We start from the raw sequence: 25,116 nt of genomic DNA on the forward strand, positions 1-25,116 counted from the left end.
TCGACCGTTGTCGGTGCGAGGACCTAATCTGTGCAACGTGACTTCGCCTGCCGACACCCACACCGCTGCGCCCCAGCTCAGCGCGGGACCGAGGCCCGCCCCGGGGCCCGCCGCCGATGAGGGGCTCTCGCGTCGGCTGCGCGCGCTCGCCTGCACCGCCCCGCTGCACGATCTCGACGTGCGCAAGGCCAATCTGGCCGGCGCGTACACGGTGTACGCGATGGCCGAGGTCGCGCTCGCCGCGATCGACCTGGTCACCCTCAACATGGACTTCGACACGGGTGCCGACCACGACCAGATAGTGGCCAGACTCCTCCCGCGGGTCGCGGCCCAGGCGCCGGGCAGACCCGTCACCGAGCACGAGCGGGTCGCGCGCTGGGTCCTGGAGAACCTGATCAACGTCGGGAGCGTGGACCGCGGCTTCCGCGCCGTGTACGGCACCTTCGGACCCGACGGCGCCTATGTCCGCAGGGACTACGACTTCAAGCTCGTCGAAGAGGTACCTGGCCAAGGCGGCAGCGTCTACCTCCGCGCCACCGACGAGGCGGTCAACGTCCTGGTCGGCGCCCTGGACACGGACGTCACCAGCGCCCAGATCGCCGCCGAGGTGAAGCTGGAGGTCCTCATCAGCAGGGGCCGCCTCGCCGACGCCCAGCTCGCCGCCGAACAGGCCCGCTACCGCACCGTGCAGTACGCCGAGACGCTCCGCAGGACGCTGGAGGCGACCCGGCGCAACGTCCGCGCCGTCGACTGGCTCAACGCCGTACCCGACATGATCACCGAGGCGCTGGACCACGTCGCCGACCGCTACCGCCACGAGAACGCGATCCTCACCAACATCCGCAAGGCCAGGGACGAGGCCGAGGAACCCGAGCACAAGCGCCGTGCCGCCGAGCTTGTCGACATCGTCAAGGACTGCATCCGCCGCCACACCCAGCTCCAGTCCAGACTGCTGGAGGCCGGACCGCTGTTCCGCGCCGAGCAGGACCGGCAGGCGTTCGCCACCCCCACCGCGCGGGCGGGCCTCGACCTCTACGGACAGCTCGTCGTACCCCTGCTGCCGCTCCCCGTCGAACAGGCCACCCGGGCCACCGACGCGTTCTTCGCGCACGGCACCGGGCTGCGCACCCCCACATCGGTCCGGGTCGGCGATCTCGTCGAGCTGCTGCTCATGCCGCCGGTGGAGCGGGAACACCTGGGCGCCGAGATGCCCGAGCCCGATCTCATCGCCACCCCCGACGACAGCCGCTTCAGCGAGGAGCAGCTGGGATCCGCCATGGAGCTCCTCGACCTGGAGCACGACGCCCCCCGACGGCTCTCCGGACTCCTCGCCGAGGCCCGGTTGCGCGACCCCGAGCTGCCCTACCTGGTCGCGCTGCTCGCCGTCCACGCCGCGAGCCCCCCGGTCGGCACGGCCTACCGCCAGGGCGAGCGCCGGCTGCTGTTCGCGGTCGACGACGGCACCCCGCTGGAGGACCACGAATTCGGCGGGGCCGACCTGATAGTGGGCACGGCCCTGCTGGACGCGGCGGGCATGGCCGCGGACCGCAAGGACGCCTCATGAGCGTCCACGGATGCGTCAACCGTCCGCTGCCGCCCGGCGGCGGCACCCGTACCGAGGAGTCACCGAGTTGAGCGAGCAGCACGCCGAGCACACCGACGGGTGGGGCGACCAGTCCCTCACGCACGCGGCCGACGCCGCACGGCCGGCCGCTCCCGCCGCTGTCACGCCCGCGGACGCGGCCGACGCCGCCCGGCTGGTCTCCTTCGGGCTGCAGCCCAAGCTGATGCCCGCCCGCGACGCCGAATACACCGACCTGCTCCGCAGGTATCGCGAGGAGCCCGCCTTCGCCCGGCTCGCCGACGCCGTCGCCACCGGCCTCGGCCTCGTCGTCCTGGAGGTCTCCACCCGCGCCGGGATGGCAGTGACCGCGGACGAGGACTCCGTCTTCGCCGTACGCATGGGCGACTACGCCCGGCGCGCCTCACCCGACTCCGCCGACCGCTTCCTGCACGGCCTCGCCCACCTCGCCGTCGCCGCCCTGGCGTTCCCCCGCCCCGAGGACCTCGCCGACGACTCCTACATCGGCCGCATCACCGTCAACGGCGTGGACGCCTTCGTCCGCCAGGCCTGCCGGCGTCTGGAGGAGCGCGCCGAGGAACAGGGCGACAACACCGACCCGGCCACCGACGCGCCAGGGCTGGAGTCCGGGTGGCGGGTCTACTCCCGCCGCAGCTCCACCGGAGCCACCAAGGACGCCCGCAGGCTCGCCGGTTCCACCACCGGGATCATCGGCAAGGCCGTCGCCTTCCTCACCGACTCGGGCTTCCTCCAGCGCACCGGGGACGACGCGGGCGGCGCCTACCGCACCACCGCCCGCTACCAGCTCCAGGTGCGCGACATGGCCGGCAGCGCCGCCATGGCCGAACTGCTGGAACTCGGCGTCGTCCCGGTCACCGACGGCTCGGCCACCCTGCTGCCCCCGCCCGACGCCGAAGGCCTGGAGCTGGCCGCCGACGCGGGACTCCCCTTCCACTCCTGAACCCCGCCCCGCCGGAGCCGCCCCGTGCGACTCCGGCCACCCGCCGCCTGAACGACGAGAGTCCGCCGCCATGTACGAGTTGTCCCGGGTCCGCCTCTACTCCATCGGACCCGCCGGTGCGCGCTACGCCGACACCGTGCTCGACCTGCGCGGAGTCGGTGAGCCCGTCCCCAGGCCGGCGCCGGCCCAGGCGGAGTTCTTCGAGGACGAGCCCGTCGGCCCCCCACGCCGCCCCGCACCCGCCGGAGTGCTCTTCCTGGAGAACGGCGGCGGCAAGTCCGTCCTGCTCAAGCTGATCTTCTCGGTGATGCTGCCGGGCCACCGCAACACCCTGGGCGGCGCCAGCTCCGGCGTCCTGCGCAAGTTCCTGCTGGCCGACGACTGCGGGCACGTCGCCCTGGAGTGGCAGCACACCCTCACAGGCGAGTGCGTCGTCGTCGGCAAGGTCAGCGAATGGCGGGGCCGCCAGGTCTCCAACGACCCCCGTAAGTTCGCCGAGGCCTGGTACTCCTTCCGCCCGGGGCCCGGTCTCAGCCTCGACAGCCTCCCCGTCGCCGAGGCCGGCGCGGTGGGACGCCCCGCCGAAGGCGTCTCGGGCGCCCGCGGCAGGCGCCGCACCATGAAGGGCTTCCGCGACGCCCTCATGGACGCCGGGAAGTTCTACCCGCATCTCGACGTCCACTGGGAAGAGATCCACGACCGGTGGAACGAACACCTCGGTGACCTCGGACTCGACCCCGAACTCTTCCGCTACCAGCGCGAGATGAACGCCGACGAGGGTGAGGCCGCCGGCCTCTTCGCCGTGAAGAAGGACTCCGACTTCACCGACCTTCTGCTCCGCGCCGTCACCGACACCCGCGACACGGACGGCCTCGCCGACCTCGTCAGCGGCTTCGGCAACAAGCTCGGCCGCCGGGCCGAACTCACCGCCGAACGCGACTTCACCGCGGGTTCGGTCGACCTGCTGGGCCGGATCGTCGAGGCCACCACGACCAGGGCCCGCAGCCGTGACGTCCACGCCGGCGCCGAGCGGCGCACCCGCACCCTCGCCCGCAGGCTCTCCGGCCGCGCCGGCGAGGAACGGGGCCGCACCACCGAGCTCGCCCAGCAGGTCACGGTCGCCGCCCGCACCGTCACCCAGGCCGAGGAGACCCGTGGCCGCCGTGACCTGATCGCGGCCGAACTCGCCTACCGGCACGCCTCCCTGGCCCTGACCGCCGCCGAGAGGAGCGCGGCGGCCCAGCGCCGTGAGCTGGGTGAGGCGCGTACGCTGCACGCCGCCTGGCAGGCCGCCGAAGCCGTCCTGCGCCACCGCGCCGCCGCCGACCGCTCGGCCCGTGTCGCCGTCGCCATCCGGGAGGCCGAGCGCGACGCCGCCCCCGCCCTGGCCGCACGCGCCACGGCCGCCGCCGACCTCGTACGCGCCCTGCACACCGCCGCGGAGGCGGGGGAGCGGGTGGCCGACGAGGAGGAGGAGCGCTCCGCGACCCTCCAGTCCACCGGCGAGACGGCGCACCGGGACGCCACCACGGCCGCCACCGAGGCCCAGCGCGCGCGGAGCGAGGCAGGACATCTGCGCCAGCGCCTGGCCGAGGTCGAGCAGGAGACCGCCGAAGCCGTGCGGGCCGGCTGGCTCGACGACACCGCGCCCGACGCCGACCCGGCCCGCGCCGCCCTCGCCGCGAACGACGCCGAACAAGCCGCGGTCGCCGCCTGGGACACCGCGAGGGAGGCCGCCAGGACCACCGCGGACCAGGCGAGGGAAGCGGCGGCGGCGGAGAGCCGCACCGAGCTCGCCGCGGCCCGCGCCGCCGACGGCGCGCAGGCCGCCGAACAGTCCTACGAGGCCGAGCGCAGGGCCGCGGAATCGATCGCGGCCGAACCGCGCCTCGCCGACCTGCTGAGCCTCCCGACGGCGACCGGCTCCGGCGTCCCGCGTCCCCGCAATGCCGCCGCCACGACGGACGGGACCGCCACGGCCGACGGGACCGCCACGACCGACGGGAACGACGAGGCCGCCGGGGGAGACGCGCAGTCCTCGGCCCAGTCCCTCACGGCGCAGTCCCTCACGGCCGAGGAGTTCGACGCCGGCGCCGACGAGCTGAGGGACCTCCTCGACCAGGGCGTAGCCGCCGCCGAGCGCCGGCTCTTCGATCTGCGCACCGCGGCCGCCGACGACTCCCGCATCCTCGGCGCCCTCGGCGACGGCGGGCTGCTGCCGCCTGGCCCCGACGTCCTCGCCACCGTCGAATACCTCGGCGAGCACGGCATCCCGGCACTGCCCGGCTGGCGCTACCTCGCCCAGGCCGTGGACCCCGCCGACCACGCGGCGGTCCTGGCCGCACGGCCCGAGCTCGTCGACGGCGTCGTCATCACCGACCCGGACGCGCACACCCGGGCCCGTGAGGTCCTGGCCGCAGCGGCCCTGCTCCCCCGGTCGGCCGTGGCCGTGGGCACCACCGCTGCCCTCCTCGCCCCCGTACCCGCCCCGGGCGGAGCCGGTGCCGGCACCGACGGAGTGTTCCTCGTCCCGCCGAACCCCGCGATGCACGACGAACACGCCGCCGACGAGGAGCGCCAGGCACTCAGGGCCAGGGCCGCGGCCCGCGACGAGGACATCAGGTCGCTGGCGGCCCGGCTCACCGCCGACCGCTCACTCGCCGCGCGCATCGGCTCCTGGCGCGCCGACTGCCCGCCCGGGATGCTCGCCGAGCTGGGCGAGGCCGCGCGCACCGCCCGTGCCGCCGCGGAAACCGCGGAGGCCGCACTCGCCGAGGCCCGTACCGTGCGCGCCGAGGCCGACGAGGCCGCCGCCGACGCCGCGCGCGTCCGCGACGAGCGCCAGGAGGCGGCCCAGCACGCCCGCCGCGCCGCCGACGCACTGGCCGGACTCGCCCACCGGCTCCGCGACCGGGCGGGCTGGCAGGCGCGCCTGCGTGAACTGACCGACGAGGCAGCGGAATCCGAGGCGCGGGCCACGGCGTTCCTGGAGCGGGCACGCGCCGCCGACGAGGACCGCAGGGCCGCCCAGCGCGCCGCGGACGACGCCCACCGCACCGCCCGTGCGCTGCGCGCCGAGCGCGCCGAGATCGCGGGCGTCCCTGAGACGCTCCCGGAGCCCGGCCCCTCCTCCGCACGTACCTCGCTGCCCGCCCTGCGCGAGGCGTACAGGGCGGCATCCCAGCTGTACGAGAAGGTGGGCGTCGGGGCGGACCTGCGCGCCGAGCAGGCACGCGCGGAGAGCGACGAGAGCGCCGCCCTGGCCGAACTCGACCGCCTCACCAACAAGGTCCGCACCCGCGCCGCCCAGCTCCTCGAAGGCACCGACGGAGCCGACGGCCCCTCCCGGCAGGCCGCCGCCGCCCGAGCCGAGTCCCTCGTCCAGCTCCTGGAGACCCGGGCGTCCACGGCGAGCGAGCAGCTCGGCCGGCTGCGTGGCGAGGCCGAACGCCTCGCCCCCGCCGACGAGGCACCCCATCACACCGAGCTGCCCGCCGACCTGGCCCCGGCAGACGCCGACCAGGCCCAGACCCTGCTCCGCACGGCCACGGCCGAACTCGCCTCCGCCACCGAGGCACTGGACACCGCCCGCGCGGCCCACGCCGAACTGCTGCGCGCCCACCGCACCGCCGAGGACTCGGCGAGCGGCTTCGACGAGACCGCCGCGCTCCTGCGCGACCTCCTGCGGGACCACGGGGCTGAGGACGAGACCGAGGCCCCCGAGCCGTACCCGGGCACCCTGGAGGAGGCCCGGCAGTCCGCCGCCGAGGCGCGCCGCTCACTGCGCGGCTGCGCCACCGACCTGTCGGCCGCGGAGAGTTCCGTCCGGGAGGCGAGCGACGTCCTCGTACGGCACGCCAACTCCACCCGCTACGAACAGGTCCGCACCCCGGCCAGGCAGCAGATCCGGGAGCTCCCGGCGGTCGCCCTGCCCGACCACGCCGAGAAGTGGGCCGCCGCGTTCGCGCCGAGGCTGCGCGTGCTCACCGACGAGCTGGCCCAGCTGGAGCGCAACCGCGACTCCATCGTCGACCGGCTCCGCGGCCTCGTGGAGTCGGCCCTCACCACACTCCGCTCCGCCCAGCGGCTCTCCCAGCTGCCCGAGGGGCTGGGGGAGTGGTCGGGCCAGGAATTCCTCCGGATCCGCTTCGAGGAACCCGACCAGGCCACGCTGACCGAGCGGCTCGGCGAGGTCATCGACGAGGCCACGCACGCCGCCCTCAAGAAGAACTCCGACCTGCGCAGGGACGGCATGTCCCTCCTGCTGCGCGGTGTCCAGGCCGCGTTGCAGCCCAAGGGCATCGCCGTGGAGATCCTCAAACCGGACGCTGTCCTGCGCGCCGAGCGTGTGCCGGTCGGACAGATGGGCGACGTCTTCTCAGGCGGCCAGCTGCTCACCGCCGCCATCGCGCTGTACTGCACGATGGCGGCCCTGCGCAGCAACGACAGGGGCCGCGACCGGCACCGGCACGCGGGCACGCTCTTCCTCGACAACCCCATCGGGCGCGCCAATGCCACCTATCTGCTGGAGCTTCAGCGCGCGGTCTCCGACGCGCTGGGGGTGCAGCTGCTGTACACGACCGGGCTGTTCGACACGACGGCGCTCGCCGAATTCCCGCTCGTCATCCGCCTCCGCAACGACGCGGACCTGCGGGCGGGGCTGAAGTACATCAGCGTCGAGGAGCACCTGAGGCCGGGACTGCCCCAGCAGGACCCCGCGGGCGAGACCGTCCACGGTGAGATCACCGCGACCCGTATGTACAAGCGGACCGCGGAGGCGACGGGCGCCGCGTCCGGTCCCGCCGTCCCCGAGATGCGTACGGAGATGGCGGACACGCCCGCGGAGCCGGCCCGAAGGGCCACCGACAACGGGCAGCTCCTGGACGGGCCGGGGTGACAGCTCCATGGGCGCCGGGGCGCAGGCCGTCAGGCCCGTGAGCGCGGGGGCGCGCGCAGGCCGTCAGGCCCGGGAGAGCCGGCCGTCGCCCCGGCGGCGTATCCGGGCCTCCCCGCGCGCCCGGGCGCGGGCCGCACGCCTGGCCGCACGCCGCTCCCTGCGCATCCGGCGCGCCGTGCTGCTGGGGACCGACACCACGCCGTGGCGCTGGTTCCACACCTGCCGGGTCACCCAGACGTCCAGCACCGACCAGGTCGCCACCACCGTGCACGCGACACCGCTCAGCACCATCGGGAAGGCGAGCCAGGACCCGGCCAGGGTGCACAGGAAGGCGACCATGGCCAGGATGATGGTCAGCGACATGATCAGGACCGCGCGCACGGCGGCCGTCCGCACCGGGTCCGGCATCCTGCGCCGTATCGCGGGTTCCTCCACCCACAGCTGCTGCCGCGGGATGCGGGCACCGACCGGCGCAGCCGCCGTGCCCCGGCGCTCATACGTGTCCAACGACCTTCAACTCCCCACCACTGTCCGTCTCAAGGGTGGATGCCCGGCTTGTGTTCCTTCTACGCGACCGGAGCCGCTTGCCCACCGCATGTACCCCCCTGAGGTTCTTCTCCCCCGTACATGTGGACGAACGCCGGGTTGTGAAGATTCCCGCCGGAGCCCGCAACCGGCCCCAAAAACCCCAGGAACGAAGAATTCCAGCCAACTGCCGTGTGTGGACGCATCATGTTCTGCCAGGGCTTCTCTGTCGCTTTCGTGAATTTCATCGTGGGGAATACCAGGACAACTGGTGAGCAACTCGGGAAAGAGCGGCCTGAAATCGACCGGACACCTCTTCGAGTTACCGGTAGGTCAGTAGTAGGCTCACGCCGTTTGTTGACGGAACTCCTGCCGGCACCCGGCGGGCTGCGGCAGAACCGACACGACCACCCCCGCGGAGCGGGGCCGAGCTGGGGGAGGCCATGCGCTTTCGCGGGAAGTCCATCCGCAGGAAGATCGTGGCGTTGCTCCTGGTGCCGCTCATCTCCCTCACGGGCCTCTGGATCTTCGCCACCTACGTCACCGGCCGCGAGGCGAGCCAGCTGATGGGCGCCAGCGCCATCGTGGAGCAGGTCGGCCACCCGCTGGAAGACACCATCCGCGCCGTGCAGGGCGAACGCCGCCAGACACTCGTCTTCCTCGCCGACCCCCGCGCATCGGACGCCCTGCCCCTGCTGCGCCGCCAGCGCGCCAGGACCGACCAGGTCGTGGCCGAGGTCAGGCGGAGCGCGAAGGACGAGGACGTACGGGACAAGCTCAGCCCCGAGTCGAAGGGCCAGCTCGACTCGATCCTCAGCGAGGTCGACGGCCTGGACGCGCTGCGCGGGTCCGTCGAGAAGCGCACGGTCGACCGGACCAGGGCACTCGACTTCTACAACGGCCTCGTCGACCCCTGCTACCGCTTCCTGAACGGCCTCCAGTCGATGGAGAACGTGTCCATGGACAAGCAGGTCAGGGCCCTGGTCGGCATCTCACGGGCCCGCGAGATGCTCTCGCGCGAGGACGCCCTGGTCGCATCGGGCCTCATCGCCGGACGGCTCGGCGCCCCCGAACTCCGCGTCGTCTCCGACCTCGCCGCCAGCCGCTCCCTCCTGTACGAGGTCAACCTCGAGCTCCTGCCGAGCAGCGAGCGCGGGCGCATGGAGCAGTACTGGCGCAGCCCCGACACCGAGCCGCTGCGCACGTCCGAGCGGAAGCTCATCGCGGCCGGTCCGTTCACGAAGCCGGGCACCGTCGACGCCGCGCGCTGGGAGGAAGTGGCCCCGCCGGTCCTGGCTGACCTGGCCGACGACGGCACCGAGATGACCAACCGCTTCCAGGACCGCGCCGAGCCCGCCGGATATCGCGTGATGATCCTGGCCGGTGTCGCGGGCGTCCTCGGATTCGTCGCCCTGCTCATATCCGTCTTCGTCTCCGTACGTGTGGGACGCGAACTCGTCCGCGACCTCTCCCGGCTGCGCAAGGACGCGCACGAGGTGTCCGGGGTGCGGCTCCCCAGCGTGATGCGGCGGCTGGCGGCCGGTGAGCAGGTCGACGTGGAGACCGAAGCGCCCAACCTCAGTTACGAGCGCGACGAGATCGGCCAGGTCGGGCAGGCACTCAACACCCTTCAGCGGGCCGCCGTCGAGGCCGCGGTCAAGCAGGCGGACATGCGCCGCGGGGTGTCCGACGTCTTCGTCAACCTCGCGCGCCGCAACCAGGTGCTCCTGCACCGCCAGCTGACGCTCCTGGACACCATGGAGCGACGTACCGAGAACGACGACGAGCTCGCCGACCTCTTCCGCCTCGACCACCTCACCACCCGCATGCGCCGCCACGCGGAAGGCCTCGTGATCCTCTCCGGGGCGGCACCGTCCCGGCAGTGGCGCAAGCCGATCCAGCTGATGGACGTGGTGCGCGCGGCGGTCGCCGAGGTGGAGGACTACGAGCGGATCGAGGTCCGCCGGCTGCCCCGCATCGGCGTGGGCGGCCCGGCCGTCGCCGACCTCACCCACCTGATCGCGGAACTCCTGGAGAACGCCACGGTGTTCTCGCCCCCGCACACCGCGGTCCAGGTGCACGGCGAACGCGTCGCCAACGGCTTCACCCTGGAGATCCACGACCGCGGCCTCGGCATGGCGCCCGAGATCCTCCTGGACGCCAATCTGAGGCTCGCCGAGACCCCCGACTTCGAACTCTCCGACACCGACCGGCTCGGCCTCTTCGTCGTCAGCCGGCTCGCCCAGCGGCAGAACGTCAGGGTGTCGCTGCAGACCTCACCGTACGGAGGGACGACCGCGGTCGTCTTCATCCCCGGACAGCTCCTCACCGAGGCCCCCGACACCCACGGCACCGGCTTCCGCCTCGACCGGCGTGCCGAGAGGGCGATCGGCCGCGGCCGGCCGGGCGACGACGTACCGGGAAGCGACAAGACCCGCAGGGACGGTGCCGCGGGCCAGAGCATCCCGGGCAGACCGGCCGGGCTCTCCCCGGTCCCCACGGGCCTCACCGACCCGTCCGTGCTCGACGGCCCCGTCGAACTCGAAGGCCCGGTGGGCACACTCGGGTTCACCGACCCCGCTCTCGACCGTGAGCTCGACCCGGCACTCGCACCGGTCCTCGACGGGGTGTCCGACCTCGACGACACCGAGAGCGAACGCGGAGGCATCTTCCGGGCCCGCGACCTGCGCAGGGAAGCCGACAGGGAACAGCACCAGCAGGCCTTCGACGCGACGGACGACGAACGCTCGGCGGACGTCAGGCCGATGCGCCCCACGGGCCCCGTCCCGCTGCCACGCCGCAGGACGGGGGCGCAGATCACCGGCCAGAGCCGCCGGATCGGCGAAGGAGGCCGTTCCCACCCCGGCACGGCGGAGGCCTCCCCGGCCGCTCCCGGCGCCGAAGGCGGCACGGTGGAGTCCGGCCGGGACACGGCCGCGGCCGATGAGGCGCCGTCGCGGCCCGGGCCCGCCGCCCGGCCGCCGGCGCCGGACACGGTGGGCGGTCTCCCGCGCAGGGTCCGGCAGGCGAACCTCGCCCCACAGCTCCGGGAGGACTCCGCTGTGCGGACTTCCGGTCACGCCTCCGCGGACACCGTCGACGACCTCGAACGTGACGCGGACGAAGTACGCAATCGCATGGCCTCGCTTCAACGCGGCTGGCAGCGGGGCCGTCGGCAGAACGCCGAGGACGACGCGGCCGGTCCCGGCGAGACAGCACCAGGAACCACTCCGGGAGGGGACGGTCCATGACCGCACCGAACGCCGCAGCACACAACGCATCACGCCAGGGCTCCGGCGAACTCAACTGGCTCCTCGACGAACTGGTCGAGCGCGTCGCGAGCATCCGCAAGGCGCTGGTGCTCTCCAGCGACGGTCTCGCCACCGGTATGTCCCAGGACCTGACCCGCGAGGACAGCGAGCACCTGGCGGCGGTCGCCTCCGGGTTCCACAGCCTCGCCAAGGGCGTCGGCCGGCACTTCGACGCGGGCCGCGTCCGGCAGACGGTGGTCGAACTCGACGAGGCCTTCCTCTTCGTCACGGCGGCAGGTGACGGCAGCTGCCTCGCCGTGCTCGCCGACTCGGACTCGGACGTCGGGCAGGTGGCGTACGAGATGACGCTCATGGTCAAGCGCGTGGGAGTGCACCTGGCCAACGCCCCCAGGGCCACCGGTCTGTCCGCCGGAGGGTGAGGTGAGGGGATGAGCGCAGACTCCTTCCGGGACACCGCGCCCGGATCACCGCCCGCTCCCGGCGCAGCGGGCTCCTCGCGCTGGTACGACGCCGAGGCGGGGCCGGTGGTCCGGCCCTACGCGATGACCCGGGGGCGTACCAGCAGCGCGTCCCGTCACCGTCTCGACCTGATCGCGATCGTCATCCCCGAACCGGCGGCGGACGATCCAGGCCGGAACCAGACGCTCTCCCCGGAACACGTGGAGATCGTCGAACTGTGCAGCGACCTGCCCCAGTCGATCGCCGAGCTCGCCTCGGGACTGGACCTCCCCGTCGGGGTGGTCCGTGTCCTGGTCGGTGACCTCGTCGAGGACGAGCTGGTGCACGTCACCCGTCCCGTTCCGCCGGCCGAGCTGCCGGACGAGAGCATTCTTCGCGAGGTGATCAATGGCCTTCGGGCGCTCTAGCCGCAAAAGGCGGCCCGTCGAGCCCGTTACCCTGAAAATCCTGGTGGCGGGCGGCTTCGGTGTGGGCAAGACGACCCTGGTGGGTGCGGTCAGCGAGATCAGACCGCTGCGTACGGAGGAGACGCTGAGCGAGGCGGGACGACCCGTCGACGACGTGGCGGGGGTCGAGGGCAAGAGCACCACCACGGTGGCCATGGACTTCGGCCGGATCACCCTGCGCGAGGACCTGGTCCTCTATCTGTTCGGGACCCCGGGGCAGGACCGTTTCTGGTTCCTCTGGGACGAGCTGGCCCAGGGTGCCCTCGGCGCGGTGGTACTCGCGGACACCCGGCGCCTGGAGGACTGCTTCGCGGCGGTCGACTACTTCGAGCGCCGGGCGATCCCGTTCACGGTCGCCGTCAACCTCTTCGAAGGCGCGGAGCAGTTCCCCACCGACACGGTCAGGAACGCACTCGACCTCGACCCCGAGGTGCCGGTGCTGGTCTGTGACGCGCGCGACCGTGCCTCCGTACGGGATGTGCTCGTCGCTGTCGTGGAGCACGCCATGACGCGGGCCGGACGGTTACGGGAGCCCGCCGCGACCTGACGCCCCACCGCACACGACACGGCCCGTACCCCCGCCGACCGGGGTACGGGCCGCGCGAACCGTGTGGCGCGTGGAAGGAGTCTTCACCCGGGGTGACGGGCCGTCAACCCTGTGCGCACAGCCGGTTCACCGGTTCTCGGCGAGCCACTCGGCGGCGGTCCTGGCCAGTTCGTCGTCCTGCCCCGCGAGCATCATCCGAATCATCTGCACATCGCCGCGCAGGGACCACGCGGGATGCCCGAACGTGGCCGGGTTGTTCCTCTCGATGAGGAAGTGCGCGGGCCACGCGGTGCCGTATCCGATCAGGGGCAACGCCAGGGCGTACCCCTTCCGGCCGCGCGCCAGCCCGTACGCCGTCACGGCGAGGCCGGTCAGGGTCCCGGTCAGATGGACCCATCGCGTCGCCGCTCTGGAGTGCATGGCGACGTAGTAGGGCCAGAACTCTTCATACGAACCGAACGTCTGCTGAGACATGAATGCACCGTAATGGCTCGGTCGGCAACCGGACACGGCGCTGTCGCGTCCCGATAAGGGGAACGGGCGGTCGGAGCCCACGGGGGTGGTCCCGGTCGCCCGTTCCCCCTTGCTCTCCGCCCGTTCTCCGCCCGTTCCTGCCGTTCCACGCGCTCCTGCTGTGCGGGGTCAGTGCCCCGCGACGGAGCGCCTGGCCACCGGGAAGTCGAAGTACGTGTCGGGGAAGAGCTCGGGCTGGTAGGTGAAGTGCCACCACTCCTCGGCCAGATTCACGAAACCGAGATCGGTGAGCGTCTTCTTGAGGAACTGCCGGTTGGCGCGCTGGACGCCCTGGACCCGCGGGTCATCCGTGTGCGACAGGGTGTCGAAACAGTCGAAACCGGTCCCCATGTCCACGGAACTATCCGGGAAGCGCTCACTCTGCGGTGCGAAACACGGAGCCAGTTCCTCACCGGGCTGGTACGGCCTGGTGGGCAGCGCGGGCAGCTTCACCAGGGTGAGATCGACCGTGCTGCCCCGGCTGTGCCCGGAATTCTCCGCGATGTAACCGTCCTCGAACAGCCGCGTCTTGTCGACAGCCGGATAGAACTCCGCCTTCATGGTCTGGTCGTCGAGATCCTGCGCCCAGCGGACGAAGTGGTCCACGGCGCGCTGCGGCCGGTAGCAGTCGTACACCTTGAGCGAGTAGCCCTGCCGCAGAAGGCTCCGCTGGGCCGTACGCAGCGCGAGGGCGGCGGGCCGGGTGAGGATGCAGACGGGTTGCCGGTAGCCGTCGACGGGCTCGCCCATGAAGTTGTGCGCGGTGGGGTAATGCATCTCCGTGATGATCGTCGGATCGACGGAGCGGAGGTCGACGAACTCCCGCGGAGCCTTGGTCTCGGAACCGTGCCCGGTCCTGGGTACGGTTCCGGGCCCGGCCACCGCCACCGGGGCGGTGGCGGACATGGCGAGCAGGGTGGCGCCGGCGACGGCCAGGGCGCGGAGAAGACGAGCGATTCCTGTCATGGGCACATCGTCTATCAGCTCCGGGGCCGCAGGAGAAGAGTGATCGGATACAGTCCGGCCGTGAACGACTCCCACTGCGGCAACTGCGGGGCCCTGTACGTCACCGACGCCTGGCCCCGCACCTGCACGGCCTGTGGTCGCACCGCCTACCGCAACCCGCTGCCCGTGGCCGTCGCCCTGCTGCCCGTCACCGGACCGCACCACACCGGCCTCGTCGTCATCACCCGCACCATCCACCCCCACCGGGGCGGGACGGCGCTGCCCGGCGGCTACATCGACGAGGCCGAGGACTGGCGCCACGCCGTCGTACGCGAACTGCGCGAGGAGACCGGCATCCGGGCCGACGAGACGGACGTACGTCTCGCCGACGCCCTGAGCTCCCCCGACGGCCACCTGCTGCTCTTCGGGCTGTTCCCACCGCGCCCCGCCGCCGGACTCCCGCGCTCCGCACCGACCGACGAGACCTCGGGATACGACGTGCTGCACACCCCGGACGAACTCGCCTTCCCGCTGCACACCCGGGCGGTACGCTCCTGGTTCGCCGGCGCCTACCGCTGAGCCGGTGCCTATGGTTGGGCCGTTGCCTATGGCTGAGCCGGCAGCCCCCGCACCCGGACCGGATACGGCACCAGCTCCTCCTCGCCCTCCCGCTCGACCACCACGCGCCCGCCCCTGAGACGCGACGTGTAGCGCTCCACCTCCGCGCGCGCCCACCCGTCGCCCATGTCCCGCACCACCATCCCGCCGCCGGTACGCCCGGCGGGCGGCGCCCACACCTCCAGTTCGAGGGCCCCCTCCGCGCCCCGCACGGGGATCACGGCACCGGCCCGCGCCAGCACCGGAATCCGTGACACCGGCGCGTCCACCACCACCTGGCCGGGCCCCTCGTACACCTGCCCCGTCGCCGTGTCGTACCACCGCCCGCGCGGCAGCCGCACCGCCCTGCGGACCGCACCCTCCTCCAGCACCGGGGCGACCAGCAGCGCGTCACCCAGCAGGAACGCGTCCTCGCAGTCCCGCAACTCACGGTCCTGGGACGCGGCCCACCACACCGGCCGCACATACGGCGCACCGGTCAGCCGGGCCAACTGCGCCAGCGTCACGAAGTACGGACGCAGCCGCTCCCGCTCCTCCAGCGCCCGCCCCGCGTGGGCGAGCACCTCGGGCCCGAACTCCCACGGCTCCCTGCGCCCCGCGTCGATCGCCGCGTGGGTACGGAACAACGGCATGTACGCGCCCAGCTGGAACCAGCGCAGATACAGCTCCCGCGACGGCGACCCGTCGAACCCACCGACATCGGGCCCCGAATACGGCACCCCGCAGAGCCCGAGCCCCAGCACCAGGGCCAGCGACGCCCGGAGACCCGGCCAGCCCGTGGCCACATCACCGGACCAGGTCCCGCCGTACCGCTGCATCCCCGCCCAGCCCGAACGGGAGAACAGGAACGGCCGCTCATCCGGGCGCAGCCGGCGCAGCCCTTCGTACCCGGCCCTCGCCATCGCCAGCGCGTACACGTTGTGGGCCTCCCGGTGGTCCCCGCCACGGCCCTCCAGGGCATGCCGTGACGAACGGGGCAGCGACGGGTCCCCGAAGGCCGAGAACGCCACCGGCTCGTTCATGTCGTGCCACACCCCGGCGAACCCCTGGCCGAGCCGCTCCTCGTACAGCGCACCCCACCACTCGCGCACCGCCGGATCGGTGAAGTCCGGATAGACGCACTCACCCGGCCACACCTCACCCCGCACCGGCGCGCCCTGCGGATCCAGGACGAACGCGCCCCGGGCGCCCACCCCGAGACCGCTGTCGAACACCGCGTTGCCCGCCGACGCCTTCACCGCGGGATCGACGATCGACACCAGCCGGACACCGTCCGCGCGGAGCTCCTTCGCCAGCCGGGGGAGATCGGGGAACCGCTCCGGGTCGACCGTGAACACCTGATGCGCGTCGTAGTGGTCGATGTCCAGATGCAGCACCGAAAGCGGCAGCCCCCGCTCCCGGTACCCCGCCACGACCCGCCGCACCTCCTGCTCACTGCCGAACCCCCAGCGCGCGTGCTGCGGACCCAGCGCCCACGACGGCGGCAGCGCCGGCGCGCCCGTCAGCGCCGTCCACCCCCGCAGCACCCTGGCCGGCGTACCCACGACCACCCAGCAGCGGAGCGGACCCCCCTCCATCCGTACCTCGCACGAGCCCGGCCGGTCGTGCCCTGACCCCGCGCCCTCCTCGCCCTCCCGCAGTGTGACCCTGCCCGCCCAGGAGTTGTCATGGAACGCCAGATGCGTCCCCGCGTCCGACACCACCATCTGCACCGGCATCGTCAGATACAGCGGGTCGTCACCCGGACCGAAACGACCACCGGGATCGGTGTTCCACAGCCGGTACGTCCCCTCCCTCAGCCGAGGCCCTCCGGCGCGCCCGCCCAGCCCGAAGAACCGGGCATCGGCGGGCACCTCGGAGCGCTGCACCCACCGCGCCGCACCGCCTGCCACCGGCTCCCACCAGCGCGGCGGAAGCTCCCGCCGCAGCACCACCCCGCCCGGGGTACGCAGCTCCACCGCGCCGTGCCGGGACACGGTGACCGTCAGCCGCTCCGACACCACCTGCCAGCCGCCGTTCTTGTCCGGCTCCAGCCGCGCCCGCGTGTCGGCCTCGGGGCCGGTCCCCGTCAGGGCGTACGAGGGCAGCGGCTCGGCGTCGTCCCAGGACCAGAACACCGCACCGCCCACCGCCACCCGCACCCGCAGCCGCGAACGCGCGAACCGCACGACCCCACCGCCAGGACCTGGCTCGGCACCGACCAGAAGACCGGGCACCCGCGCCCGCTCCGCACCGCGCGGCGCGAGCGCCCGCGCATCCGCACGCCGACGCCGCCAGGCGGAGCGCACCGTACGCATCCCCTTCACGGAACCGACCATTCTCACCGAGCGCACCAGGTCACGACCATCCATGAGGGCCACCCTGCCATCCACCAGGACCGAAGCGTGCTCCGTTCAGCTTCCGTTCACCTGCGGTCGGCCGTGGGTCGCCTGCCGTCGCCTGTGGCCGCACCACACAGCCGGACACGCGGCCATGGCAGGAGGACCCTGGTGCGCAAGACGATCACATGGCATCGTCCGTGACAGCCGTTCACGCGCACACCCCAGCCCGTGCGCGCGACGCACGCACATCCCCGCGTACACACCGAAAGGCCAGGGAGCCTCCATGACCTCAGCAGCCGGCGAAGCCCCCCTCTGGCAGCCCGCGCCCGAGCGCGTCGAGACGGCTGCCATGACCCGCTTCCAGCGATGGGCGGCCGGACGGTACGGGGCTCCCGCGGACGGCGGATACGCGGCACTGCACCGGTGGTCGGTCGACGAGCTCGACACCTTCTGGGCAGCCGTAGCCGACTGGTTCGACGTACGCTTCTCCACCCCGTACGAGACCGTCATCGGCGACCGCACCATGCCCGGCGCCCAGTGGTTCCCCGGCGCCACCCTCAACTACGCCGAGCACGCCCTGCGCATGGCCGACGAACCGCTCCGCCGGGACGCCCCCGCCCTGCTGTACGTCGACGAGACCCACACCCAGGTCTCCATCAGCTGGACCGAACTCCGGCGCCAGACGGCCTCACTGGCCGCAGAACTCCGCGCACTCGGCGTCAGCCCGGGCGACCGGGTCAGCGGATACCTCCCCAACATCCCCCAGGCGGTCGTCGCCTTCCTCGCCACCGCAGCGGTCGGCGCGGTCTGGACGTCGAGCGCCCCCGACTTCGGCGCCCGCAGCGTCCTCGACCGCTTCCAGCAGGTCGAGCCCGTCGTCCTGTTCACCGTCGACGGCTACCGCTACGGCGGCAAGGAGCACGACCGCACCGCCACCGTGGCCGAGCTCCGCCGCGAACTCCCCACCCTGCGCGCGGTCGTCCACATCCCGCTCCTCGGCACCGACGCGCCCGAAGGCGCACTCGAATGGTCGACGCTCACCGCATCCGACGCCGAACCGGTCTATGAGCAGGTCCCGTTCGAACACCCGCTGTGGGTGCTGTACTCCTCCGGCACGACCGGGCTCCCGAAGGCCATCGTCCAGTCCCAGGGCGGGATCCTCCTCGAACACCTCAAACAGCTCGGGCTGCACTGCGACCTCGGCATCGACGACCGGTTCTTCTGGTACACCTCAACCGGCTGGATGATGTGGAACTTCCTCGTCTCCGGCCTGCTCACCGGCACCACGATCGTGCTGTACGACGGCAGCCCCGGCTATCCGGACGTCCAGGCCCAGTGGCGCGTCGCCGAACAGACGGGCGCCACCTTCTTCGGCACATCGGCCGCCTACGTCATGGCCTGCCGGAAGGCGGACGTCCACCCGGGCCGCGACCACGACCTCAGCCGCGTCCAGTGCGTCGCCACCACCGGATCCCCGCTCCCGCCCGACGGCTTCCGCTGGCTCCACGACGCGGTCGCCGATGACCTGTGGATCGCCTCCGTCAGCGGCGGGACGGACGTCTGCAGCTGCTTCGCGGGAGCGGTCCCCACCCTGCCGGTCCACATCGGTGAGCTCCAGGCACCCTGTCTGGGCACCGACCTCCAGGCCTGGGACCCCGCCGGCGAACCGCTCGTCGGCGAGGTCGGCGAACTCGTCGTGACCGCGCCGATGCCCTCCATGCCGGTCCGCTTCTGGAACGACCCCGACGGCAGCCGCTACCACGACAGCTACTTCGACGTGTACCCCGGCGTCTGGCGCCACGGTGACTGGATCACCCTCACCGAGCGCGGCTCGGTCATCATCCACGGCCGCTCCGACTCCACCCTCAACAGGCAGGGCGTCAGGATGGGGTCGGCCGACATCTACGAGGCGGTCGAGAGGCTTCCCGAGATCCGCGAGTCCCTCGTCATCGGCATCGAGGAGCCGGACGGCGGCTACTGGATGCCCCTCTTCGTCCACCTCGCCGAAGGCGCCACGCTCGACGACGAACTCCGCGACAGCATCAAGCGGACCATCCGCGCGAACCTCTCCCCGCGCCACGTACCCGACGAGGTCATCGAGGTCCCCGCCATCCCGCACACCCTCACCGGCAAGCGCATCGAGGTTCCGGTCAAGCGGCTCCTCCAGGGCGCAGCCCTTTCCGAGGCGGTCAACCCGGGCTCCATCGACAACCTCGAACTCCTCCGCTTCTACGAGGACCTCGCCCGCACCCGCCACTGACCCGACCGACGCGGAGGCCGTTGTCAGTCCCTCTGATTACGCTGAGTGAGCATCGATCGACAGTGCACAGGGGGACTCATGGCGCACATCAAGCAGAGCCGACGCGGCAGGCCGCGCACCGGAACATCCATGCGGCGCGCCCTGCGCCGCGAAGCACCCAGCACCGTCGGCCTCCTGGCCGACGCCGAGGACTTCGCGGCCATGCGGCACTACCGGAGCTTCACCTTCGAGGACCACACGGTCTACCTCCAGCAGGTCGAGGGCCTGCTCCAGACACTGGCCGCGCAGGGGACGCACACCACCGTCGCCCTCTTCGACCCGGAGGAGTACGCGGAGTTCTGCGTGGAGTCCGGCCTGGAACCCGACGCGGGCACGAGCCGCAGCCGCTTCACCGCCGAGCTCGCAGCCGGCGGTGCCACCGTGGCCTACACAGGCCAGCCCATCGCCGAACTGATCCCGCAGCTCGTCTCAGGAGCGGTCCGGCGCGCGACATGGGAGTACGCCACGATGCTGCTGGCGGGCCTCGGCGACTGCGCCGAGTGCGGTCAGGACATCGGCAGGGCCGCCTTCGACCGGGCATCCCACCTGCTGATGCGACTGCTGGAGACGGCGGGCCCCGGCACCCACCACATCGTCTGCAGCACACCCACGGAGAGCGAACAACTCCTCGCAGTCCTGCACACCGCACGGGACGCGGACGGTCCCGCCCGCCTCGCGTCGTCGGAAGGCGCGGAGTTCGCGACCGTGCTCGCCGTGGGGGTGGCGCTCGAGACCCAGGGAGGTGTCGTCCTGCGCACCACCGCTCCGGACACCCCGGACCGGGTGCACGGCTGGCGGCTGCACCGAGGAAGTCTCCTGCCGCTCACGGCGGGCGCGGTGTTCAGCGCCTACTGCACCGACGCCGACACGGGAGAGCCGGTCCCACCGGAATCCGGCGTCGAGTACTGCGCGGGATTCGACCTCGGCGCCGACGCCCCGGAGGACCACCACTGACTGATCACCACGGACGGGCCGTCACCGACGGCCGGCACAGACGGCCATCACCGACGCGAAGGGGTTCCCACCGGAACCGGCGGGAACCCCTTCACCTCGGACACGTCCTGCCGCGCGCGGCGCCCGGCATCACTCGCCCGACAGCACCGCCTGTGCGGCGAGCCGGGCCTCGTCGGCGGAGTCCGCCGCACGCGCGGCGGATGCGGCGCGCTCGCACTGCGCGAGCGTGTGCTTCGCCAGCGTCGCCCGCACATAGGGAATGGACGCCGCACCCATCGAGAGGGAGGTGACACCCAGGCCGGTCAGCACACACGCCAGCAGCGGGTCCGAAGCGGCCTCACCACAGACACCACAGCTCTTGCCCTCGGCACTGGCGGCATCGGCCGAGAGCGCGACCAGGTCGAGCAGCGCCGGCTGCCACGGGTCCTGGAGCCGGGACACGGCCCCGACCTGACGGTCGGCCGCAAAGGTGTACTGCGCCAGGTCGTTGGTGCCGAGCGACAGGAACTCCACCTCCTGGAGGACCGAGCGCGCCCTGAGCGCGGCGGACGGAATCTCCACCATCGCCCCGAACTTCGCCTGGAGCCCCGCCTCACGGCAGGCGTCGGCGAACGCCTTCGCGTCCGCACGGTCGGCCACCATCGGGGCCATGACCTCCAGGTACACCGGAAGGCCCTCGGCCGCCTTGGACAGCGCCGTCAGTTGGGTCCGCAGCACGTCCGGGTGGTCGAGCAGGCTGCGCAGACCACGTACACCGAGCGCCGGGTTCGGCTCGTCGGCAGGGGTCAGGAAGTCCAGCGGCTTGTCGGCGCCCGCGTCCAGCACCCGCACCACGACACGTCCCTCGGGGAACGCCTCCAGCACCGCGCGGTACGCCGCGATCTGCTTCTCCTCGGACGGAGCCTGCTTGCTGTCGTCCAGGAAGAGGAATTCCGTACGGAACAGCCCGACACCCTCGGCACCGGCTTCCAGTGCCGCCGGAACATCACCGGGGCCGCCCACATTGGCGAGCAGCGGCACCTTGTGACCGTCGGAGGTGGCCCCGGGACCGGTCACCGCCGACAGCGCCGCCTTGCGGGCCGCAGCAGCGCTCTCCATCTCGGCACGCTTCTCCGCGCTCGGCTCGACGAAGATCTCACCGGTGCTGCCGTCCACGGCCACGACCGTGCCCTCGCCGATCTCGCCCGCTCCGGGGAGAGCCACGACGGCGGGCACCCCGAGCGCACGCGCGAGAATGGCGCTGTGGCTGGTCGGCCCGCCCTCCTCGGTGACGAAGCCGAGCACCAGCGTGGGGTCGAGCAGCGCCGTGTCGGCGGGAGCCAGATCTCGCGCGATCAGCACATACGGCTCGTCACTGTCGGGCACACCCGGCATCGGAACGCCGAGCAGCCGAGCCACGATCCGGTTCCGTACGTCGTCGAGGTCGGCGACCCGGCCCGCGAGGTACTCCCCGGCGTTGGCCAGCAGAGCGCGGTACGCGGCGAACGCGTCGTACACACCACGCTCGGCGGTGCTGCCGACCGCGATACGCCGCTCGACGTCGGCGATGAGCTCGGGGTCCTGCGCCATCATGGCCTGGGCTTCGAGCACGTGCTGTGCCTCGCCGCCGGCCAGATTGCCGCGCGCGATCAGGTCGGCGGCAACCGCTTCCACGGCCTGACGGGCACGTCCCTGCTCGCGCTCGGCCTCGTCCGCGGGAATCTGTTTGGCCGGCGGCTCGAGCACGGCGGTCCCCATGTGCCGAACCTCGCCGATCGCCACACCGTGGCTGACGCCGACGCCTCGCAGCGTTGTCTCCATTTCACCCGTCTCCGATTGTGCGGCGGCTGCGCCGCCGTGGTGGTTGCCCAACTGGCCGGTCACTCCCTCTTGCTGTTCCGAGGGTGTCACTGCCAGCCGAAGAGCGTGTCGCCGACCTTCACCTCGCCGTCCTCACGGACGTCGGAGAGGGACTCGGCAGTGGCTTCCAGAGCCACGACGGGACAGATGGCCGACTTGCCGGCGGTCTCGACGGCGGCCGGGTCCCAGCGGACGATGCCCTGCCCCCGGGTCACGGTGTCCCCCTTGTTCACAAGGAGCTCGAAGCCCTCACCGTTGAGCTGCACGGTGTCGATCCCGAGGTGGGTCAGCACGCCGTGGCCCTGGTCGTCGACAACGACAAAGGCGTGCGGGTGGAGGGAGACGACGATTCCGTCGACCGGCGAGACAGCCTCGGACGGCTCGCGCACGGGGTCGATGGCCGTACCGGGACCCACCATCGCTCCGGAGAACACGGGGTCGGGAACCGCGGTGAGCCCGATGGCACGGCCGGCAAGAGGGGACGTCACTGTGGTCATGGGGGCCTCTCAGAGGTGGGGATCCGTATGTCACCGCCGGGGCTGCTGGAGGGCGGCGTACTGATCAGCAGCGTAAGTCATATGAAGTCCCGGTTCCGCCTGAGAGCTACCGGTTGACCGACCTAGGGGTGCACCGGAAACGATTTGCCTCGTCTCACAGCCGCCGTGTACTGTCGTATCCCTGCTTGGCCCCCACACGACCTCGAGTCAGGGGCCGACAGTGACTCCCAAGCCCAGACTGTAACTCTTCTGATTATGCTCTCGCATGCCCGCGAGGCCTTCGATCGAAGAGGGACCCCCGGTCAAAGAGACCGGTAAAGGCCTGCTAGAGTCGGACTCGCCGGAAAGGGAAACGCGTAAAGCGAAGAACTGGAACGCGAATCGGTGGTGATTTAATCGCCGAGCAGTAACCCGCAGGATCCCGCTTCGGCCGGGAATCGGACACGAAAGAGTCTGATAGAGTCGGAAACGCAAGAACACGAAGGGAAGCGCCCGGAGGGGCCCGGTGAAACGGGACCGAAGGAAGCGTCCGTTCCTTGAGAACTCAACAGCGTGCCAAAAGTCAACGCCAGATATGTTGATACCCCGGCCTGCTTCGGCAGGTTGGTGGTTCCTTTGAAAAGTCCTACCGGTCCTTCGGGTCGGGTAGGCAACAACAGCGAGGACGCTGTGGACGACCGGTCTTATTCCGACTTGGTTGTTCCGCTCTCGTGTTGTGATCCCGATTACGGGAAAACATTCACGGAGAGTTTGATCCTGGCTCAGGACGAACGCTGGCGGCGTGCTTAACACATGCAAGTCGAACGATGAAGCCTTTCGGGGTGGATTAGTGGCGAACGGGTGAGTAACACGTGGGCAATCTGCCCTTCACTCTGGGACAAGCCCTGGAAACGGGGTCTAATACCGGATAACACTCTGTCCCGCATGGGACGGGGTTAAAAGCTCCGGCGGTGAAGGATGAGCCCGCGGCCTATCAGCTTGTTGGTGGGGTGATGGCCTACCAAGGCGACGACGGGTAGCCGGCCTGAGAGGGCGACCGGCCACACTGGGACTGAGACACGGCCCAGACTCCTACGGGAGGCAGCAGTGGGGAATATTGCACAATGGGCGAAAGCCTGATGCAGCGACGCCGCGTGAGGGATGACGGCCTTCGGGTTGTAAACCTCTTTCAGCAGGGAAGAAGCGAAAGTGACGGTACCTGCAGAAGAAGCGCCGGCTAACTACGTGCCAGCAGCCGCGGTAATACGTAGGGCGCAAGCGTTGTCCGGAATTATTGGGCGTAAAGAGCTCGTAGGCGGCTTGTCACGTCGGATGTGAAAGCCCGGGGCTTAACCCCGGGTCTGCATTCGATACGGGCTAGCTAGAGTGTGGTAGGGGAGATCGGAATTCCTGGTGTAGCGGTGAAATGCGCAGATATCAGGAGGAACACCGGTGGCGAAGGCGGATCTCTGGGCCATTACTGACGCTGAGGAGCGAAAGCGTGGGGAGCGAACAGGATTAGATACCCTGGTAGTCCACGCCGTAAACGTTGGGAACTAGGTGTTGGCGACATTCCACGTCGTCGGTGCCGCAGCTAACGCATTAAGTTCCCCGCCTGGGGAGTACGGCCGCAAGGCTAAAACTCAAAGGAATTGACGGGGGCCCGCACAAGCAGCGGAGCATGTGGCTTAATTCGACGCAACGCGAAGAACCTTACCAAGGCTTGACATATACCGGAAAGCATCAGAGATGGTGCCCCCCTTGTGGTCGGTATACAGGTGGTGCATGGCTGTCGTCAGCTCGTGTCGTGAGATGTTGGGTTAAGTCCCGCAACGAGCGCAACCCTTGTTCTGTGTTGCCAGCATGCCTTTCGGGGTGATGGGGACTCACAGGAGACTGCCGGGGTCAACTCGGAGGAAGGTGGGGACGACGTCAAGTCATCATGCCCCTTATGTCTTGGGCTGCACACGTGCTACAATGGCCGGTACAATGAGCTGCGATGCCGCGAGGCGGAGCGAATCTCAAAAAGCCGGTCTCAGTTCGGATTGGGGTCTGCAACTCGACCCCATGAAGTCGGAGTTGCTAGTAATCGCAGATCAGCATTGCTGCGGTGAATACGTTCCCGGGCCTTGTACACACCGCCCGTCACGTCACGAAAGTCGGTAACACCCGAAGCCGGTGGCCCAACCCCTTGTGGGAGGGAGCTGTCGAAGGTGGGACTGGCGATTGGGACGAAGTCGTAACAAGGTAGCCGTACCGGAAGGTGCGGCTGGATCACCTCCTTTCTAAGGAGCATCTAGGTTCCCTTCGGGGAATCCAGAGACCATTTCGTCGGCAAATGTTCGACGGTGGTTGCTCATGGGTGGAACGTTGACTATTCGGCACGGTGAGCTTGTTGTGTGAGTACTGCTTCGGCGTGGAAAGCGGAACAAGTTGATCGGGCCGGGCACGCTGTTGGGTAT

The 25,116-nt window shown here is 71.1% G+C and carries 16 protein-coding genes and 1 rRNA gene; 11 read left to right on the forward strand and 6 right to left on the reverse strand.

Annotated elements, in window-relative coordinates; translation table 11 throughout:
• Window positions 1–37 precede the first annotated feature (37 nt).
• The 3 genes from OG623_RS30575 to OG623_RS30585 all read left to right on the forward strand — a co-directional run bounded on the left by OG623_RS30575 (window position 38) and on the right by OG623_RS30585 (window position 7,440).
• A complete protein-coding gene (locus OG623_RS30575; protein ID WP_406150823.1) occupies window positions 38–1,564 on the forward strand; it encodes a hypothetical protein in 1,527 nt (508 codons plus the stop codon).
• Window positions 1,565–1,631: 67 nt separating this feature from the next.
• Window positions 1,632–2,543, forward strand: coding sequence for a hypothetical protein (locus OG623_RS30580; RefSeq protein ID WP_406150824.1), 912 nt, complete (start codon window positions 1,632–1,634; stop codon window positions 2,541–2,543).
• 70 nt (window positions 2,544–2,613) lie between these two features.
• Window positions 2,614–7,440 carry a hypothetical protein gene (locus OG623_RS30585; RefSeq protein WP_406150825.1) on the forward strand — a complete coding sequence of 1,609 codons (4,827 nt, stop codon included), beginning with the start codon at window positions 2,614–2,616 and terminating at the stop codon, window positions 7,438–7,440.
• Between the two features lie 63 nt (window positions 7,441–7,503).
• Here the strand turns inward: OG623_RS30585 and OG623_RS30590 are convergent, their stop codons facing one another.
• Window positions 7,504–7,947: a hypothetical protein gene (locus tag OG623_RS30590; RefSeq protein WP_406150826.1), complete on the reverse strand. Its 444-nt coding sequence runs from the start codon at window positions 7,945–7,947 to the stop codon at window positions 7,504–7,506.
• 461 nt (window positions 7,948–8,408) lie between these two features.
• Between OG623_RS30590 and OG623_RS30595 the strand changes: the two genes are divergently transcribed.
• The 4 genes from OG623_RS30595 to OG623_RS30610 are packed head-to-tail and all read left to right on the forward strand — an operon-like array spanning window position 8,409 to window position 12,689.
• The gene (locus tag OG623_RS30595; RefSeq protein WP_406150827.1) at window positions 8,409–11,216 is read left to right on the forward strand and encodes a nitrate- and nitrite sensing domain-containing protein; all 2,808 of its coding nucleotides are present in this window, start codon (window positions 8,409–8,411) and stop codon (window positions 11,214–11,216) included.
• Entirely contained in the window at window positions 11,213–11,656 is a 444-nt protein-coding gene (locus tag OG623_RS30600; RefSeq protein ID WP_406150828.1) for a roadblock/LC7 domain-containing protein, read from the forward strand. Before OG623_RS30595 ends, OG623_RS30600 begins: the two co-directional genes overlap by 4 nt.
• Window positions 11,657–11,665: 9 nt before the next feature.
• Complete coding sequence (locus OG623_RS30605; RefSeq protein WP_406150829.1) at window positions 11,666–12,103, forward strand: DUF742 domain-containing protein; 438 nt, start codon at window positions 11,666–11,668, stop codon at window positions 12,101–12,103.
• Entirely contained in the window at window positions 12,084–12,689 is a 606-nt protein-coding gene (locus OG623_RS30610; RefSeq protein WP_406150830.1) for a GTP-binding protein, read from the forward strand. Before OG623_RS30605 ends, OG623_RS30610 begins: the two co-directional genes overlap by 20 nt.
• 126 nt (window positions 12,690–12,815) lie before the next feature.
• Here OG623_RS30610 and OG623_RS30615 read toward each other — a convergent pair whose 3' ends face one another.
• Both OG623_RS30615 and OG623_RS30620 read right to left on the reverse strand, forming a co-directional pair.
• Window positions 12,816–13,163, reverse strand: a complete 348-nt coding sequence (locus tag OG623_RS30615) for an Mpo1-like protein (RefSeq protein WP_406150831.1) — start codon at window positions 13,161–13,163, stop codon at window positions 12,816–12,818.
• 168 nt (window positions 13,164–13,331) lie between these two features.
• A complete protein-coding gene (locus OG623_RS30620; RefSeq protein ID WP_406150832.1) occupies window positions 13,332–14,168 on the reverse strand; it encodes a M15 family metallopeptidase in 837 nt (278 codons plus the stop codon).
• A 60-nt stretch (window positions 14,169–14,228) separates the two neighbouring features.
• Here OG623_RS30620 and OG623_RS30625 point away from each other — a divergent pair, with 60 nt between their 5' ends.
• The gene (locus OG623_RS30625) at window positions 14,229–14,726 is read left to right on the forward strand and encodes an NUDIX domain-containing protein (protein ID WP_406150833.1); all 498 of its coding nucleotides are present in this window, start codon (window positions 14,229–14,231) and stop codon (window positions 14,724–14,726) included.
• A 26-nt stretch (window positions 14,727–14,752) separates the two neighbouring features.
• Here OG623_RS30625 and OG623_RS30630 read toward each other — a convergent pair whose 3' ends face one another.
• On the reverse strand, window positions 14,753–17,116 hold the full coding sequence (locus tag OG623_RS30630; protein ID WP_406150834.1) for a glycoside hydrolase family 31 protein: 2,364 nt from the start codon (window positions 17,114–17,116) through the stop codon (window positions 14,753–14,755).
• A gap of 253 nt (window positions 17,117–17,369) precedes the next feature.
• Here OG623_RS30630 and OG623_RS30635 point away from each other — a divergent pair, with 253 nt between their 5' ends.
• Entirely contained in the window at window positions 17,370–19,346 is a 1,977-nt protein-coding gene (locus OG623_RS30635; RefSeq protein WP_406150835.1) for an acetoacetate--CoA ligase, read from the forward strand.
• Between the two features lie 78 nt (window positions 19,347–19,424).
• The gene (locus OG623_RS30640; RefSeq protein ID WP_406150836.1) at window positions 19,425–20,339 is read left to right on the forward strand and encodes a hypothetical protein; all 915 of its coding nucleotides are present in this window, start codon (window positions 19,425–19,427) and stop codon (window positions 20,337–20,339) included.
• A 129-nt stretch (window positions 20,340–20,468) separates the two neighbouring features.
• On the opposite strand, the gene ptsP is transcribed toward OG623_RS30640, so the two are convergent.
• On the reverse strand, window positions 20,469–22,139 hold the full coding sequence (gene ptsP / locus OG623_RS30645; RefSeq protein ID WP_406150837.1) for a phosphoenolpyruvate--protein phosphotransferase: 1,671 nt from the start codon (window positions 22,137–22,139) through the stop codon (window positions 20,469–20,471).
• Between the two features lie 86 nt (window positions 22,140–22,225).
• A complete protein-coding gene (locus OG623_RS30650) occupies window positions 22,226–22,675 on the reverse strand; it encodes a PTS glucose transporter subunit IIA (protein ID WP_406150838.1) in 450 nt (149 codons plus the stop codon).
• 738 nt (window positions 22,676–23,413) lie between these two features.
• Between OG623_RS30650 and OG623_RS30655 the strand changes: the two genes are divergently transcribed.
• A 16S ribosomal RNA gene (locus tag OG623_RS30655) occupies window positions 23,414–24,939 on the forward strand.
• Window positions 24,940–25,116 lie beyond the last annotated feature (177 nt).

Origin of the sequence: Streptomyces sp. NBC_01012 (genome assembly GCF_045162755.1) — a bacterium.
Classification (GTDB): Bacteria; Actinomycetota; Actinomycetes; order Streptomycetales; family Streptomycetaceae; genus Streptomyces.